Genomic DNA, 16,255 nt, shown 5'->3' with positions numbered 1-16,255 from the left:
CGCGCGGGCCGCGAAGGCTCAGACCGTCTCGGCCGGTCCGCCGTCGCCCAGCTTCGACAGGTCCAGGACGTCCGCGCCCTCCGGCAGGGCCGTGTCGACCGGGGTCCCGAAGTCCGAGAAGAGGATCTCTCCGGTCTCGTCCCCCGAGACGGTGGACTTGAGGACGTACGGAGTGCCCTGGGTGGCGATGTAGTCGGTCTCCGTGCCGTTCTTGGCGGCCGTGACGACCGCCAGCGCCTGCTTGCCGTCGATGGTGACCGTCTCGCCCTTGCGGGCCAGCGGGTTGGGCCGGCCGCCGCCGTCCGTCAGCTTGTCCATGTCGCAGAGGTGCTTCATCGCGGAAGCCTTGGCGTCGGAGACCGGCATCTTCAGCCAGCGGTCGGCGAGCATCGTGACCATCGCCTCCGCCTGTTTCTTGGGGGCGTGCTCCTTCGCCGCCGTACTCCGCCAGTAGTCGGCGTCGCCCTTGAAGTGGATGAGGTCCGTGGACTTGATCAGGTCCACCTTGCCCATCCCGTCGTACCGGACCGCCCCCTTGCAGCTGCCCTTCTTGTCGAGGATGAGGTCGAACTCGACCGGGCTGCCCTCCTCGTGCATCTTCGCGACGACACGGGCCGATTCGACCTTGCGCATGGCCTCGTGCGCCTGGCTCAGGATCTCGGCACCCGACAGGTCCGCGAGCATGCCGGTGCCCTTGCCCGCCCCCTTGCCCTTCGCGGCCGGCGGGGGCGTGGCCCCGGCCGAGGCCGGCGCGGCGGCCCGGGCCGCCCGGCCGATGTCGGCGGCCTTGCTCCCGCCGACCGGCGCGCAGGCCGTCGTCAGTCCGAACAAGGCCGTCGTGGTCAGCACCGACACGCCGATGGTCCGGCTTCGCATGTGGATTCCCCCCTGGAACAACAACTCGACTGCCGAGGGTAGTCGCCGCCTGTCAGGGGGCGTCCACGATTTCCGCGCGCCCCCTGCGGCCCGCGCCCGCCGGGAGCTGTGCGGCGACCCTGCAACGGTTGCGCGCATCCCCTCACTGGCGGCCGGAAACGCTGTATACGCTCAGACCCGAAACTTCGTCGACACGGTCCGTCAGGAGCAGCGATGCACGGCCCCGGCCTCCCGCCGCAGCAAGGCCCCCAGCCCAGTACCGGGGGAGTCGTGGCACTGCGCGTGCTGTTCGCCCTGCTGCCCGTCCTGAGCTGCGGCTTCCTGGGCTGGGGCACGATGCTGCGGCTCGCGGTCGTCACCCGCAAGCCCCGGGACTGGTGGCTGCTGGCCGCCAACTGCGTGCTCACCGTCGCCTGGGTCGCGCTGATCGGCGCCGACCCGACGCCCGAGACCAACGGCTGGCAGGGCAATACGGGCGCCTTCGGCGTCATCATCACCGGGTTCCTGACCTGCGTCTACTTCCTCGTCGCCGACATCCAGCACCACTCGGCGGCACGGGCGGCGGCCGTCACCGCCCCCTGGTACCCGGCGCAGCCCGCGCCGTACGTACCGCAGCAGCAGCCGCAGCGCCCGGCGTACGGGTACCCGCCGGCGCAGCACCAGACGCCCACGCCCACGCCCACGCCCACTCCGGCTCCGGCCCCCGCTCCCGGCCCGGCCACCCCGCCGCGCATCGGGCAGGTCCGCGCCGAGCTCGACGAGCTGAGCGAACTGCTGCGCAAGCAGACGCCGCACCCGCACCCCAACCCCCACCCGCACGCCCCCGGCAACGACGGTGAGGGCACGGCCCGGTGACCGAGGGCGACCGGATCATCGGCGAGCGCTACCGGCTGGCCTCCGTCCTGGGACAGGGCGGCATGGGCCAGGTCTGGACGGCGTACGACCAGCGGCTGGACCGCCGCGTCGCCGTCAAGCTGCTGCGCCCCGACAAGGTGGCCGGCCCCGGCTCCGTCGCCGACGAGCTGCGCCGCCGCTTCGTGCGCGAATGCCGGGTGACGGCGCAGGTGGACCACCCGGGCCTCGTCACCGTCCACGACGCGGGCAGCGACGGCGACGAGCTGTTCCTCGTCATGGGCTACGTCGAGGGCACCGACCTCGCCGACCACCTCGCGCAGCACGACCCGTACCCCTGGCCGTGGGCGGTCGCCGTGATCGCGCAGCTGTGCGGGGTGCTGTCGGCCGTGCACGCGGTGCCGATCGTGCACCGCGACCTGAAGCCGCGCAACGTGATGGTCCGCCCGGACGGCACCGTGCTGGTCCTGGACCTCGGTGTCGCCTCGGTGATGGACACCGACACCACCCGCCTCACCAGCACCGGCACTCCGATCGGCAGCCCGGCGTACATGGCGCCCGAGCAGGCGATGGGCGGCGCCGTCGGCCCGTACACCGACCTCTACGCCCTCGGCGTGCTGCTGTACGAACTCCTCAGCGGCAACGTCCCGTTCGCCGGGTCCACCGCGCTCGGCGTCCTGCACCGCCACCTGTACGAGCCGCCGGTCCCGGTGCGCCGGCTGCGCCCGGAGGTCCCGCACCAGCTGGAGGCGGTCCTGCTGCACCTCCTGGCGAAGGACCCGCAGGACCGGCCGGCCTCCGCGCAGCACGTGTACGAGGCCCTCACGCCGCTGCTGCCCAAGCAGGGCATCCCGGCGGCCGCGCTCGACCCGACCCGCCCCTTCCTGCGCCCGCAGGCCCCCTGGCCGGACCGCGCCGCCACCATCCCGCCGCAGCCGACGACACCGCCCACGCCGCAGACGCCGCCCAAGCCGGACATCCCGGCCGCGGTGGACGAGGCCCGCAGCCTCCTGGAACAGGGCCGGCTCACCCAGGCCGTGGACATCCTCGGCGGGATCCTGCCGGCCGCGGCGGCCGAGCACGGCGAGCACTCCACGGTGGTCCGCTCGCTGCGCAAGCAGTACGCGGCCACGCTGATGGACGACGGCCAGTACCGCCGCGCCCTGCCCGAGCTGCGCCGCCTCGCCGACGAGTTCCCGGCGGGCGACCCGCAGTCCCTGCGCTTCCGCTACGACGCGGCGCAGTGCCTGGAACAGCTCGACGCGCCGGGGGCGGCCCTGGCCGAATACCGCTCGCTGCTCCCGCTGTTCGAGAACCACTACGCGAACCCGGACCCCGGCCTCCCGCTGGAGGTCCGCCGCCGGATAGCCCAGCTGCTGCTCTCCCTGGGCGACCGGCCGGCGGCCCACGACACCCTGGTCCGGCTGCTGTTCGACGCGGACCGCGTCCACGGCCCGTCGCACCCCTTCTCCACGGAGGTCCGCCGCACCCTCCAATGGCTCAGCCAGGTCCGCTGAGGCTCCCCGCTCAGGCCCTGGCCGCGGCGAGCTCCGCGGGTGCGCCGGCCTCCGGGGCGTCCGGACCGGCGGGGCGGCCGGTCCGGGGCCTGCGGCGGCGCTCCGCCACGAGCAGCCCGGCCAGGAGCAGCAGGGACGCGGCCGCGACCGCCGTGCCCGGGACGAGGCCCGGGGGGCGGAAGGAGCAGGAGACGGTGGTCGTGTCGGGGGTCAGCGGGACGGAGACCAGGCCCAGGTAGGACGTGGCGGGCCGGCCGTTGCAGGTCCAGCCCGCGATCGCCGGGGAGGAGAGGACCGCCGTGCCCGCGGTGCCCGCCGGGACGGTGGCGCTGACCGTCGAGGAGCCGACCCGCAGCGCCGTCGGCGCGCTCGCCCTCAGGGCGGCCACCGCCGGGTCCAGGCGGGTGCGGTCCAGGCAGGACAGGGCCCAGCGCGGCGGTGCGGGAGCGTCGAAGACCAGCGCCGAGGAGGCTCCCCGGGAGGCGCCCAGCGGCTGGAGGGCCGCCCGGTTGCGCGGGGCGTTGCCGTTCAGCCGGAAGGCGCGGCCGTCCGCGAGGCGGGCCGTCGCGTTGTACTCCGGGGCCCACAAGTACGCCTCCGTGCCCGCGCGGCACACCCCGGGCGCGACGGGGTCCTCGTACACCTTGGCGCCCAGCAGCAGCTCCTGGTTGGCGAACGGGGGCCCGTCGGCCGCGCCGTACGAGGGCACGGGCCCCGGCGGGCGGATCGTGACCAGCGGCGGGACGGCCTGCGCGCGGCTGATCGTGCCGTCGGGCCGCAAGCGGGCGCCGACCGCGAAGACCGCGTCCGTCACCGGGTTGTCGATGCTCTGCACGTTGCGCCCGCGCGAGGTCCAGCCCGCACCGAGCGCCACCATCGTCCGCGTGAACACGTCCGGGGTGTGGCTGCTGTAGTACGCGCCGCCCTCCCCGCCCAGCAGCAGCGGATCGTTGCCCGTCAGCGCCGGCCGGCTCGGGTCCGTGCGGTACGCGGGCCAGCCCTCGGCGCCGGCCAGCGCCGCGGAGCGGGCCGTGTGCGCCGCGCCCCACGAGGGGTAGTCGTCCAGCCCGCCCAGCTTGCCCTTGTGCCCGAACGCCGTCGTCGCGGCCGCCTGCCCGATCAGTACGAGCGCCAGCACCCCGGCCGCCGGGAGCACCAGCCTGCGGTGGCGCAGGGACCACCAGGCCCCCGCCGCCAGTGCCAGGCCGCCGCAGAACAGCCCCAAGCCCCACGTCGTCGCCAGCGTGCTGGCGCTCGCCGCCGCGGCCGCCGCGGCCAGCACCGCCGCCCCCGCCGCCAGCGCCCGCGGCTTCGGCGGCCCGGCCGCCAGCCCGGTCCACGCGGCGATCACGGCCACCCCGGCCAGCACGAACGTCTGCCGGTACGGGCTGCCGTTCGGGGTCGCGAAGACGTGCCAGGCCAGATGCGTGGGTGTCCACTGGAAGGAGACCAGCACGGCCGCGGTCAGCCCCGCCCACCACAGGCGGGTGCGCACGGGCACCGCCGCGTGGAACGGCAGGGCCGCCACCAGCAGCAGCGTCCCCGTGCCCACGAACAGCGCCGGCGAGGAGAAGGAGTACGTCGCGGGCAGGATCCGCGCGAACAGGTCCGGCCAGGACACCGGGTCGAACTGCCGCGTCCACCCCGGGTACGCCTGCTTCGAGCTCAGGAAGAGCGGCACCAGCACCGGCGCGGACACCGCGATGCCCAGCAGGGTCGTTCCGGCACCCCGGACGAGCACCGGCAGCCGCCCCCGTACGCCCTCGCGCGTCAGCACCACCCGTACCAGGAGCACCAGCGCCGCGCCCAGTGTCGCCATGTACGCCGTGTAGAAGTTCGCCGTCCAGCAGAGCGCCACCACGAGGACGGCGGCGGCGGGCCGGCGCCTGCGCAGCGCCCATTCACCCGTCAGACACAGGAGCGGGAACGCGATCAGCCCGTCCAGCCACATCGGGTTGTACGAGGCCTCGATCACCGACCAGCCGCACAGCGCGTACGAGGCCCCCAGCAGGCCCGCCGCCCACCACGGCCCGCGCCGCTGCGTGCGCAGCAGCCAGGCCATCGCCGCCGCGGCCGCGGCCATCTTCAGCACGGTGACCACGTACACCGCGAGGTCGATGTCCTCGCGCGGGAAGAGGCCGACGAGCACCGCGAACGGGCTGGAGAGGTACGTGCCGAAGTCGGGCAGGAAACTCGTCCCGAAGCCGGACTGCCAGTTGAACAGCAGCCCGCCCTCCGCCCGCCCGTGCAGGAGGTCCCACAGGTGCGCGTGGAAGGGGACGAACTGGTTGCCGAGGTCGTTGATGCTGCGGTGGCGGTGTCCGTACGGGAACACGCGGGCGACCGCGTCCCCGGCGCAGACGGCCACCACCGTGATCAGGGCGGCGAGGGCCGAGCCGCGCAGGCTCAGGCGGCGCGGCGAGCGGTGCGGTGTCGACATGGTGGGCCGACCTTGGCACCGCCGGTCGACCACAGGGTTGCCACCGGGTGGCTGCGACATCAACAGACGCGTACCCCAACACCCGGGGAATCGTTGGTCGAAGCAGTGGCCCGGATCAGCTTGACTGCATACCATCGATCACCGCACGGCCCCTTGTGCACCGACGCACAATCTCCCGGCCCTGGAGGCTCCTTTGCACCGTCGCACTGCGCTCTCCGTCTCCGCCGCCCTGCTCGTGGCGGCCCCCCTGCTGACCGCCTGCTCGGGCCAGGCCCGGCCCGGCACCGCGGCCGTCGTCGGCGGCGAACGCATCACCACCTCCGCGCTCCAGGCCCAGGTGAACGACGTCCGCGCGGCGCAGAACGAAACCGGGTCCACCGCCGCCCAGCTGATCCAGTCCTCGCCCGGCCTGGAGCGCGTCAAGCTCAACAAGATGATCCAGACCGTCGTCCTGGAGCGCGCCGCCGAGGACGCGGGCGTGAGCGTCAGCGAGAAGGAGGTCCAGGACTTCCGCAAGGCCCAGCTGGAGAAGGCGGGCGGAGCCGAGAAGCTGACCGCGGCGGCCCTGGAGCAGGCCCAGCTGGCGCCCGGGCAGCTCGACGCCGACGCCCGCTTCAAGCTGCTGCGCGACAAGCTCTTCGACCACTACGGCAGCCAGGACAAGGCCGTCGGCAAGCTCGCGTCCGCCGCGAAGACCCTGCACATCGAGGTGAACCCGCGCTACGGCGTCTGGGACGCGCAGCAGATCGTGCTCGGTGACCAGGACACCCCCTGGATCGTCCAGCGCACCCGGCCCGAGCAGGCCCCCGCCGGAGCCTGAGCCGCCCGACCGGAGGTAGGTTCGGAGGGTGACCGACCACGCCGCCGAACCCGCCCCCGCCGTGCCCGCCCCGGCCGCCCCCGCCGACGCCACGGCCACCGGCCGGATCGTCCTGCTGACCGCGAGCCACCGGGTCGCCCCCGGCCTGCTGTCCTGGCCGGCCTGGCAGACCCTGCACGCCGCGGACCGGGTGCTGTGCGCCGACCCGGGCCACCCGCAGCTGCCGTACCTGCGCGAGGCGGGCGTCGAGGTCGCGCACGAGGCCCCGGACGCGCACGCGCTGGTCGAGGCCTGCGCCGGCGGCCGCACGGTCGTGGTGATCCCGTCCGGCGAGGGCGACCGGCGGCTCACCGACGGACTGGCCCGCCTCGCCGGCTCCGGCCGCGTCGACATGCCCGACCTCGAACTGCTGCCCGGCTCGTACGACCTGCCCGGCGCCCGCCTGCTCGACCTCGTGCAGGTGATGGACCGGGTCCGCCGCGAATGCCCCTGGACCTCGCGCCAGACCCACGAGGCACTGGTCAAGTACGCCACGGAGGAGGCGTACGAACTCGTCGAGGCCATCGAGGACGGGGACCGGGACGCGCTGCGCGAGGAGCTCGGCGACGTACTGCTCCAGGTGGTCTTCCACGCGCGGATCGCCGAGGAGCACCCCGACGAGCCGTTCTCCATCGACGACGTGGCCGGCGGCCTCGTCGAGAAGCTGATCCACCGGCACCCGCACGTGTTCGGGGACGCGGACGCGCAGACCCCGGAGGACGTCAGCGCGCACTGGCAGCGCACCAAGGCGGTCGAGAAGCAGCGGGACTCGGTCACCGACGGGATCCCGCTGGGCCAGCCCGGACTCGCGCTCGCGGCCAAGCTCGCCGGCCGGGTCCGCGCGGGCGGCGTGGCCGTGGAACTGCCGCGCGGCGAGGGCATCGGGTACGAGCTGCTGGAACTGGCCGCGCGCGCCGAGGCGGCGGGCGTCGACCCCGAGACCGCGCTGCGCGCGGCGGCCCGGGCCTACCGGGACGCGATCCGGGCCGCCGAGGGCGTCGGCGCGTAGACACCCCCTACCGGGGGGCGCGGCCCGACGGGTTGTGCCAGTGCGGCTCGGGGCGGCTGAGGAACCACTCGCCGAAGCCCAGGGGCCGGCCGTTCGGGCCGTGGCCGGTGCCGGCGGCGGGCACGGTGTCGTGGAAGATCCGGCCCGGCAGGGCGCCCAGCTCCTCCAGCACGTGCACGGTCTGCTCGATGAACGGCGCCGGCCCGCTGAGGTAGACGTCCTGCTCGGGCCACATGGCCCGGTGGCCGAGGGCGGTCGCGAGCCGCCCGGTGGCCTGGTTGCGGTGCTGACCGGGGGCGGGCGTGATGTAGGTGACGCCGAGCCAGCCGAAGGCGGCGGCGTACTCGTCGATCAGCGGGCGGTCGTACAGGTACGCGGAGTCCCGGGCGACGACGAAGAGCCGTACGTCCCTGTCGGGAGGCTGCCCGGCGAGCTCCTCCACCATGGCCCGGATCGGCGCCCATCCGGTGCCCGCCGCGATGAGGCTGACCGGGCGGTCGGCGCGGCGCAGCGTCAGCTGCCCGCCGGCCGCGCCGAGCCGCAGCATCTCGCCGGGCCGGGTCTCGCGGACCAGGGCGGTGCTGAGCCGGCCGCCCTCGATACGGCTGACGTGGAGGTCGAGGGTGCCGTCCGGGCGCGGGGCGTTTCCGATGGAGTACGTGCGCCAGGTCCTCGGGACCCGTTCGCTGCTCACGCTCGCGTACTGGCCGGGGAGGTGGGGGAAGGGGGCGTGCGGGCGCAGGGTCAGCACCCCTATGTCCTGCCCGTACTGGAGGTGGCGCACGATCTCGGCGTCCCACCACGCCGGGTCCTCGCTCGCGGCGGCCCCGGCCATCATGGCGTCGGCGATCACCTGGTACGCCTCGGACCAGGCCTTCTCCACGGTCGGGGTCCAGGACTCGCCACAGGTGCGGGCGAGCGCGGCGAGCAGGCTGGCGCCGAGGGCCGCGTAGTGCTCGGGGCCGGCGAGGAACTTGCGGTGGTCGCGGCCGAGGTCGTGGAGATAGGGGAGCAGGCTCTCGTCGTCGAGGTGGGCGACCACGTGGGTCAGCACGGCGAAGAGCCGGTCGCGCTGGCGTTCCATGTCCTCGGCGGAGGCCGGGAAGAGCTCACGGATCCCGGGGTTGTGCCAGAAGAGGTGGGAGTAGAAGTACTTGACCGCGTGCTCGGCCCTTCTCTCCACCACCGCGAAGCTGCTCTTCAAGATCCTCACATCCACAAAACCGAAAGTAGGAACGCAGGGGAACGCGAGGTCAAGCGATGGCGGATCTACGGACAGCCGCGGCGAACCACCCATATGGGATGGCCGCGGGCGCGCGGGATACGGTCAGCGGGTGCATGAGCCGACCTCCGCAGCCTCCGCAGCCCCCGAAGACAGCACTCCTCTCCAGGGCCCGACCCTGTTCGACTGGGAGTTCGCGACCGACCCGTACCCGGCGTACGCCTGGCTGCGCGAGCACTCCCCGGTGCACCGCACCAAGCTCCCGAGCGGGGTCGAGGCCTGGCTGGTCACCCGGTACGCCGACGCCCGCCAGGCCCTCGCCGACCAGCGGCTCAGCAAGAACCCGGCGCACCACGCGGAGCCGGCGCACGCCAAGGGCAAGACCGGGATCCCGGGGGAGCGCAAGGCGGAGCTGATGACGCACCTGCTCAACATCGACCCGCCGGACCACACGCGGCTGCGGCGGCTGGTGTCGAAGGCGTTCACCCCGCGCAGGGTGGCCGAGTTCACCCCGCGGGTGCAGGAGCTGACCGACCACCTCATCGAGCAGTTCGCGAGCAGGGGGGAAGCGGACCTCATCCACGAGTTCGCCTTCCCGCTCCCCATCTACGCCATCTGCGAGATGCTCGGCGTACCGCGCGAGGACCAGGACGACTTCCGCGACTGGGCCGGGATGATGATCCGGCACGGCGGCGGTCCGCGCGGCGGGGTCGCCCGTTCCGTGAAGCAGATGCGGACCTATCTCGGTGAACTCATCCACCGCAAACGGGATGATCTGGGCAATGACCTGATTTCGGACCTGATCCGCGCGAGCGATCACGGCGACCACCTGACCGAGGCCGAGGCCACGGCGATGGCCTTCATCCTGCTTTTTGCCGGATTTGAGACGACCGTCAACCTCATCGGCAACGGCGTCCACTCCCTCTTCATGAACCCCGGTCAGCGCACCCGCCTCCAGGACTCCCTCGCCGCCGGCGAGAGCGGCCTGCTGGAGACCGGCATCGAGGAACTGCTGCGCTACGACGGGCCCGTGGAGCTGGCCACCTGGCGGTTCGCCACCGAGCCGCTGACCCTCGGCGGCCAGGACGTCGCGGCCGGCGATCCGGTGCTCGTCGTCCTCGCCGCGGCCGACCGGGACCCCGAGCGGTTCGCCGATCCGGACACCCTCGACCTCTCCCGCACCGACAACCAGCACCTCGGTTACGGGCACGGCATCCACTACTGCCTGGGTGCTCCGCTCGCACGACTTGAGGGACAGACGGCGCTTGCGACTTTGCTGACGCGTCTACCTGATCTGGAACTCGCAGTTCCGCCCAACGAGCTTCGCTGGCGCGGGGGTCTGATCATGCGTGGCCTGCGCACTCTTCCCGTCAGGTTCACACCCCGAAACCCTTGAACGCCCACTGACCGTAAGTCAGCCCCCGTCAAGAGTTGTTACTGACGTGCTAAGACGGCTAGGTTCTGCCGTTACCCAGCCGTTATGCGAAAGGTGCAGCTCATGCGTTCCGGGAACGGCCGCCACAGACGCCCCCGCCAGGTACCCGCGATAGTCGTCACCGCCGGAGTCACCGGTTCCGCGTTGGCCCTGCCGCTGCTCGCCGCCACCGGCGCGAGCGCAGCAGACGCCTCCACGTGGGACAAGGTCGCCGAGTGCGAGAGCGGCGGCTCCTGGAGCGCCAACTCCGGCAGCGGGTCCTACGGCGGACTTTCGTTCACGCAGGAACAGTGGAACGGCTCGGGCGGCCTCGAGTTCGCCGAGCGCCCCGACCTCGCGAGCCGCTCGCAGCAGATCGCCGTCGCCGAGCGCGTGCTGGGCACCCAGGGCGCCCAGGCCTTCGGGCACTGCTCGGAGTCGGCCGGACTGACCCAGCAGGGCCCCGCGGCGGCCGTGGACCCGGGCCTGCCCGGCACGCTCGGCCCGATCGCCCCGAGCGCCGCGCGCCCCGACGCCTCGGTCCCGGCCGGCGGCTCCGGTGCGAAGGCGCGGGACTTCGGCGCCCCGACCCCGACTCCGGCCCCGGTCTTCACGCTTCCGCCGGCGCCGCTCGCGCCGAACAGCGGACTGCCCGTCATGCCCGACCCGGACGAGCCGTCCACCTCGCCGAGCGCCCCGGTGCTCCCGGGCACCCCCGGCGACCCGACGACCCCGGGCACCCCGACGGCGCCCGCCGACCCGACGGCCCCGGGAAGCCCGACCACGCCCGGCAGCCCCACGGACCCGACCGCTCCGGTCAACCCGGCCGACCCGACGGCTCCCGGCGCCCCCTCGGCCCCGGGCATCCCGGGTGCCACCACCGACCCGGCCGGCATCCCGGACCCCTCCGGCACCGGCAAGCACCGTGGTACGCCCGCTCTTGAGGTGCCCGTCAAGTCTGACGCGGCGTCGGACCCCTCGTACACGGTCCAGGCGGGCGACAGTCTGGCCGCCATCGCGTCTGCCAAGGGGGTCAAGGGCGGCTGGAACGCGCTCTACCAGGCCAACGAGCAGGTCATCGGCGATGACGCCAATCTGATCAAGCCCGGTCAGAATCTGGATCTAAGTTAGAAATAGCGGCACTTCGGACACCCAGAAAAGGCTGAATGTCCGTTATCTGCAAGTGAGACATGTGTCTCTTCCGGTCAACTGGCGTGTCCCGCCGGGAGGCTTCCGCAAACCCCGCCCTCACCTGCGCAAACGCCCCTGAAGGGGACGCAAGTAGGGGCCGTTTCTCCCCGGTGTTCCTCGTTGAACATCGGGGAGAGACCTGTCTACCTTCTGAGTCGCCCGCCACCGCGGGCTCCTTCGACCGCATCGCCGAATCCTGCCGGCGGACGGGGGGAACAGTCGTCGCGTCAAGCGCCGAAGGCAGGAGCGGGGGAACCAAGGTAGGCGCCGGGAGCGGCCGTTGAGAGACGGCCGGGGAACCGGCTAGGGGTTAAGTCGTGCGCCAGTCGCACGGCCGGGCACTCATCAGCCCGAACCCGACAGCTCACCTCGCAGGCGTCGGTGAGGAGAACTCCATGCTGAATTCCGGCAAGGGAAAGCACCGCCGCGCCTCGGCCATTGAGCGGACGGCTCGCATCGTCACGCTCGCCGGTGTCGCCGGCGTCGCCGTCGCCGCCCCCCTGATGGCGGCCGGCTCGGCCTCCGCCGCCACCGCGGGCGAGTGGGACCGCGTCGCGCAGTGCGAGTCCGGTGGCAACTGGTCCATCAACACGGGCAACGGCTACTACGGCGGCCTGCAGTTCTCGTCCTCCACGTGGGCCGCGTACGGCGGCAAGGCATACGCCGCGCAGGCCAACCAGGCCTCCAAGTCGCAGCAGATAGCCATCGCCGAGAAGGTCCTCAAGGGCCAGGGCAAGGGCGCGTGGCCGTCCTGCGGCGTCGGCCTCTCCAACTCCTCTTACACCGGTGGTGGTACGACCGACACCCCGAAGAAGACGGAGACGAAGACCGAGACCAAGAAGACCCAGCCGAAGAAGACCGAGCCGAAGAAGGAGACGAAGCGCGAGACCCCCGCCCCGGTCACCCGCTCCGAGCGCTCCGAGACCCCGGCCCCGAAGACCGGCAACGGCTCGTACGAGGTCAAGCCCGGCGACACCCTGGGCACCATCGCCGAGGCGAACGGCGTCAAGGGCGGCTGGGAGAAGCTCTTCGAGCTCAACAAGGACATCGTCTCGGACGCCGACCTGATCTTCCCGGGTCAGATGCTGAAGCTCAGCTGAATCCTGCAGTAACAACCGCGGCCGCCCGAGCGGCGCCGCGGCAGCCCGACCGCCCGGCGCGTCTTCCCCTCACGCGCCGGGCGGCGGCGTTTCCCGGCCCCCGACCGGGCCAGGACCGGCCCCCGCCTGCTCCGATGTGCCGGTGGGCGAGAGCCCTATGTCCCGGAAGACGGGTATTCGGGCCCTTTTTCGTCCCAGGAGGCGGGCGGTCGGCCGGCCCAGTGCCCGGAGCCGGTTAGGCTCTAGTCGGCGGGGCCGTCCCACGGCCCGACATGCCACCGCACACCCAGCGTCACATCCCAGAAGGAGATGCTCGTGCCGTCCATCGACGTCGTCGTAGCCCGGGAAATCCTGGACTCCCGAGGCAACCCCACGGTCGAGGTCGAGGTGGGCCTCGACGATGGCAGCACCGGCCGTGCTGCAGTTCCGTCCGGTGCCTCCACCGGTGCCTTCGAGGCCATTGAGCTCCGCGACGGTGACCCCAACCGCTACATGGGCAAGGGTGTCGAGAAGGCCGTCCTCGCGGTCATCGAGCAGATCGGCCCGGAGCTCGTCGGCTACGACGCCACCGAGCAGCGCCTGATCGACCAGGCCATGTTCGACCTGGACGCCACCGACAACAAGGGCTCGCTCGGCGCCAACGCCATCCTCGGCGTGTCCCTCGCCGTCGCGCACGCCGCGTCCGAGGCCTCGGACCTCCCGCTCTTCCGCTACCTCGGCGGCCCGAACGCGCACCTGCTGCCCGTTCCGATGATGAACATCCTGAACGGCGGGTCGCACGCCGACTCCAACGTGGACATCCAGGAGTTCATGATCGCCCCGATCGGCGCGGAGTCCTTCTCCGAGGCGCTGCGCTGGGGTGCCGAGGTCTACCACACCCTCAAGAAGGTCCTGCACACCAAGGGCCTCTCCACCGGCCTGGGCGACGAGGGCGGCTTCGCCCCGAACCTGGAGTCCAACCGCGCCGCGCTCGACCTCATCGTCGAGGCCATCAAGCAGGCCGGCTACACCCCGGGCAAGGACATCGCGCTCGCGCTCGACGTCGCCGCGTCCGAGTTCTACAAGGACGGCAAGTACGAGTTCGAGGGCCAGTCCCGCTCGGCCGCCGAGATGACCGAGTACTACGAGGAGCTCGTCTCCGCGTACCCGCTCGTCTCCATCGAGGACCCGCTGTACGAGGACGACTGGGCCGGCTGGAAGGTCATCACCGACCGCCTCGGCGCCAAGGTCCAGATCGTCGGTGACGACCTCTTCGTCACCAACCCCGAGCGCCTGGCCCGCGGCATCGAGGAGGGCTCCGCGAACGCCCTGCTCGTGAAGGTGAACCAGATCGGTTCGCTGACCGAGACCCTCGACGCCGTCGAGATGGCCCAGCGCAACGGCTTCAAGTGCATGATGTCGCACCGCTCCGGCGAGACCGAGGACGTCACCATCGCCGACCTCGCCGTCGCCGTGAACTGCGGCCAGATCAAGACCGGCGCCCCGGCCCGCTCGGACCGCGTCGCCAAGTACAACCAGCTGCTGCGCATCGAGGAGATCCTCGACGACGCCGCCGTGTACGCGGGCCGCAGCGCGTTCCCGCGCTTCAAGGGCTAATCACGCTCTTGCTTCCGTACGTCCCCGCACTCGGTCCCGTACCGTGTGCGGGGACGTATTGCGTAGCGCGTACATAGGGGAGGCGGGGTCAATGGCCGGGAACCGGGATCGGTTCTCCACCTTCTCCACCGCGACCAGGCTCAAGCAGCTCGGCGAGCGGACCGCCGCCCACGTCTACCGCTCGCAGACGCGCCGTCAGGTCCGCCGCAGCCGGCTCACCGGCCGCGCCGCGCTCCTGGTGCTCGTCCTCTGTACGCTGGTCGTCGCCCTCGCGTATCCGATGCGCCAGTACGTCTCCCAGCGCTCGGAGATCGCGGAGCAGCGGCGGGCCGCCGAGGCCGCGGGCCGGCGCCTCGAACGCCTCCGCGACGAGAAGGCCCGCTGGCAGGACAACGCGTACGCGGAACAGCAGGCGCGCAAGCACCTGCACTTCGTCCGCCCGGGCGAGATCAGCTACATCATGACCGACCCCGGGGCCGGGGCCGCCGAGCGGCACCGCACCGGAACGGCCGGATCCGACCGGCCCTGGTACTCGAACGTCTGGGACGGCGTCGACAAGGCCGACCGCCCCGGCGAGTGACGCGTACGCGTACGACGTACGAGCACCGCTGAACCGCAGCACCGCACCCATCCACGAGAACGAAGAGACTTCCTCCAGGCATGCAGACGCCCCCGCCCCAGACCGACCGGACCGAGCCGACCGACGCGGACATCGACGCGTTCCAGCAGCAGCTCGGCCGCCCGCCGCGCGGGCTGCGCGCCATCGCCCACCGCTGCCCCTGCGGCCAGCCGGACGTGGTGGAGACCGCCCCGCGCCTCCCCGACGGAACGCCCTTCCCGACGCTGTACTACCTCACCTGCCCGCGCGCGGCCTCCGCGATCGGCACGCTGGAGGCCAACGGCGTGATGAAGGAGATGCAGGCCCGGCTCGCCGAGGACCCCGAGCTGGCCGCCGCCTACCAGGCCGCGCACGAGGACTACATCCGGCGCCGCGACGCCATCGAGGTGCTCCAGGGCTTCCCGAGCGCCGGCGGGATGCCGGACCGGGTGAAGTGCCTTCACGTGCTGGTCGGCCACTCGCTGGCCGCCGGGCCCGGGGTGAACCCGTTCGGCGACGAGGCGCTGGCGATGCTGCCCGAGTGGTGGGCCAAGGGCGCGTGCGTGACGCCGTGCGCGGAGAAGGCGGAGCAGGCGGAGAAGAAGGAGTCGGACGGGTGACCCGGGTCGCCGGAATCGACTGCGGTACGAACTCCATCCGCCTGCTCGTCGCGGACTGCGACCCGCAGACCGGCGAGCTGGTCGAGCTGGACCGGCGGATGACGATCGTCCGCCTGGGCCAGGGCGTGGACAAGACGGGCCGGCTGGCCCCGGAGGCGCTGGAGCGCACCTTCGCGGCCTGCCGCGAGTACGCGGCGGTCATCAAGGAGCTGGGCGCGGAGCGCCTGCGCTTCGTGGCCACCTCGGCCTCCCGCGACGCCGAGAACCGAGAGGAGTTCGTCCAGGGCGTCCGCGGCATCCTGGGCGTCGAGCCCGAGGTGATCTCCGGCGACCAGGAGGCGGAGTTCTCCTTCATCGGAGCCACGAAGGAACTGGTCGGCCACGAGCACCTGGAACGGCCGTTCCTGGTGGTGGACATCGGCGGCGGCTCGACCGAGTTCGTGGTCGGCGAGGAGCACGTACGGGCGGCCCGCTCGGTCGACGTGGGCTGCGTCCGGATGACCGAGCGCCACCTGGTGGTGGACGGGGCGGTCACCGACCCGCCGACCGCGGAGCAGATCGCGGCCATACGGGCCGACATCGAGGCGGCGCTGGACCTGGTCGAGCAGACGGTCCCGCTGACCGAGGCGCGCACGCTGGTGGGCCTGGCCGGCTCGGTGACCACGGTCGCCGGGATCGCCCTCGGGCTGCCGGAGTACATCTCCTCCGCGATCCACCACGCCCGGATCCCGTACGAGCAGGTCCGCGAGATCACCGAGCGCATGCTGACCTCGGTGCACGCAGAGCGCGCGGCGATCCCGGTCCTCCACCCGGGCCGCGTGGACGTGATCGGCGCGGGCGCCCTGGTCCTCCTCGCCATCATGGAGCGCACCGGAGCCCGGGAGGTCGTCGTCTCGGAGCACGACATCCTCGACGGCATCGCCTGGTCCATCGCCTGACCGGTGGTGGTGTTCTGGTGAGC

The 16,255-nt window shown here is 72.6% G+C and carries 14 protein-coding genes and 1 riboswitch; of the genes, 11 read left to right on the top strand and 3 right to left on the bottom strand.

Features of this window, described 5'->3' with window-relative positions; genetic code table 11:
- Positions 1-18: 18 nt before the first annotated feature.
- A complete protein-coding gene (locus tag IF02_RS0113210; protein ID WP_030156519.1) occupies positions 19-876 on the bottom strand; it encodes a hypothetical protein in 858 nt (285 codons plus the stop codon).
- Positions 877-1,146: 270 nt separating this feature from the next.
- On the opposite strand from IF02_RS0113210, the gene IF02_RS0113205 reads away from it, so the two are divergent.
- Both IF02_RS0113205 and IF02_RS0113200 read left to right on the top strand, forming a co-directional pair.
- On the top strand, positions 1,147-1,731 hold the full coding sequence (locus IF02_RS0113205; RefSeq protein WP_234318185.1) for a hypothetical protein: 585 nt from the start codon (positions 1,147-1,149) through the stop codon (positions 1,729-1,731).
- Complete coding sequence (locus IF02_RS0113200; RefSeq protein ID WP_030156515.1) at positions 1,728-3,245, top strand: serine/threonine-protein kinase; 1,518 nt, start codon at positions 1,728-1,730, stop codon at positions 3,243-3,245. The genes IF02_RS0113205 and IF02_RS0113200 overlap by 4 nt, the downstream gene beginning before the upstream one ends.
- A 10-nt stretch (positions 3,246-3,255) precedes the next feature.
- Here the strand turns inward: IF02_RS0113200 and IF02_RS0113195 are convergent, their stop codons facing one another.
- Complete coding sequence (locus tag IF02_RS0113195; protein WP_030156513.1) at positions 3,256-5,685, bottom strand: YfhO family protein; 2,430 nt, start codon at positions 5,683-5,685, stop codon at positions 3,256-3,258.
- A gap of 193 nt (positions 5,686-5,878) precedes the next feature.
- Here IF02_RS0113195 and IF02_RS0113190 point away from each other — a divergent pair, with 193 nt between their 5' ends.
- The gene (locus tag IF02_RS0113190) at positions 5,879-6,505 is read left to right on the top strand and encodes a SurA N-terminal domain-containing protein (protein WP_030156512.1); all 627 of its coding nucleotides are present in this window, start codon (positions 5,879-5,881) and stop codon (positions 6,503-6,505) included.
- A 61-nt stretch (positions 6,506-6,566) separates the two neighbouring features.
- Entirely contained in the window at positions 6,567-7,553 is a 987-nt protein-coding gene (locus IF02_RS0113185) for a nucleoside triphosphate pyrophosphohydrolase (RefSeq protein WP_030156509.1), read from the top strand.
- A 7-nt stretch (positions 7,554-7,560) separates the two neighbouring features.
- On the opposite strand, the gene IF02_RS0113180 is transcribed toward IF02_RS0113185, so the two are convergent.
- A complete protein-coding gene (locus tag IF02_RS0113180; protein ID WP_234318184.1) occupies positions 7,561-8,766 on the bottom strand; it encodes a globin domain-containing protein in 1,206 nt (401 codons plus the stop codon).
- A 121-nt stretch (positions 8,767-8,887) separates the two neighbouring features.
- Here IF02_RS0113180 and IF02_RS0113175 point away from each other — a divergent pair, with 121 nt between their 5' ends.
- From IF02_RS0113175 to IF02_RS0113145, 7 genes are all read left to right on the top strand, one after another.
- Complete coding sequence (locus IF02_RS0113175) at positions 8,888-10,171, top strand: cytochrome P450 (protein WP_030156506.1); 1,284 nt, start codon at positions 8,888-8,890, stop codon at positions 10,169-10,171.
- A gap of 102 nt (positions 10,172-10,273) precedes the next feature.
- Positions 10,274-11,320, top strand: coding sequence for a LysM peptidoglycan-binding domain-containing protein (locus IF02_RS0113170; protein WP_030156504.1), 1,047 nt, complete (start codon positions 10,274-10,276; stop codon positions 11,318-11,320).
- Between the two features lie 282 nt (positions 11,321-11,602).
- A riboswitch (cyclic di-AMP (ydaO/yuaA leader) is annotated at positions 11,603-11,773 on the top strand.
- 2 nt (positions 11,774-11,775) lie between these two features.
- Entirely contained in the window at positions 11,776-12,480 is a 705-nt protein-coding gene (locus IF02_RS0113165) for a transglycosylase family protein (RefSeq protein WP_030156503.1), read from the top strand.
- A 309-nt stretch (positions 12,481-12,789) separates the two neighbouring features.
- Positions 12,790-14,076: a phosphopyruvate hydratase gene (gene eno, locus IF02_RS0113160; protein ID WP_030156501.1), complete on the top strand. Its 1,287-nt coding sequence runs from the start codon at positions 12,790-12,792 to the stop codon at positions 14,074-14,076.
- A 91-nt stretch (positions 14,077-14,167) separates the two neighbouring features.
- On the top strand, positions 14,168-14,656 hold the full coding sequence (locus tag IF02_RS0113155) for an FtsB family cell division protein (RefSeq protein ID WP_030156499.1): 489 nt from the start codon (positions 14,168-14,170) through the stop codon (positions 14,654-14,656).
- Between the two features lie 80 nt (positions 14,657-14,736).
- Positions 14,737-15,294, top strand: coding sequence for a DUF501 domain-containing protein (locus IF02_RS0113150; protein ID WP_030156498.1), 558 nt, complete (start codon positions 14,737-14,739; stop codon positions 15,292-15,294).
- Positions 15,291-16,232, top strand: a complete 942-nt coding sequence (locus IF02_RS0113145) for a Ppx/GppA phosphatase family protein (RefSeq protein WP_030156496.1) — start codon at positions 15,291-15,293, stop codon at positions 16,230-16,232. The genes IF02_RS0113150 and IF02_RS0113145 overlap by 4 nt, the downstream gene beginning before the upstream one ends.
- The last annotated feature ends 23 nt before the right edge of the window (positions 16,233-16,255 follow it).

This window comes from Streptomyces sp. NRRL S-244 (assembly GCF_000717915.1).
Classification (GTDB): Bacteria; Actinomycetota; Actinomycetes; order Streptomycetales; family Streptomycetaceae; genus Streptomyces.
Note: the sequence above shows the minus strand (reverse complement) of the source record. Positions and strands in the feature narration are given on the sequence as shown.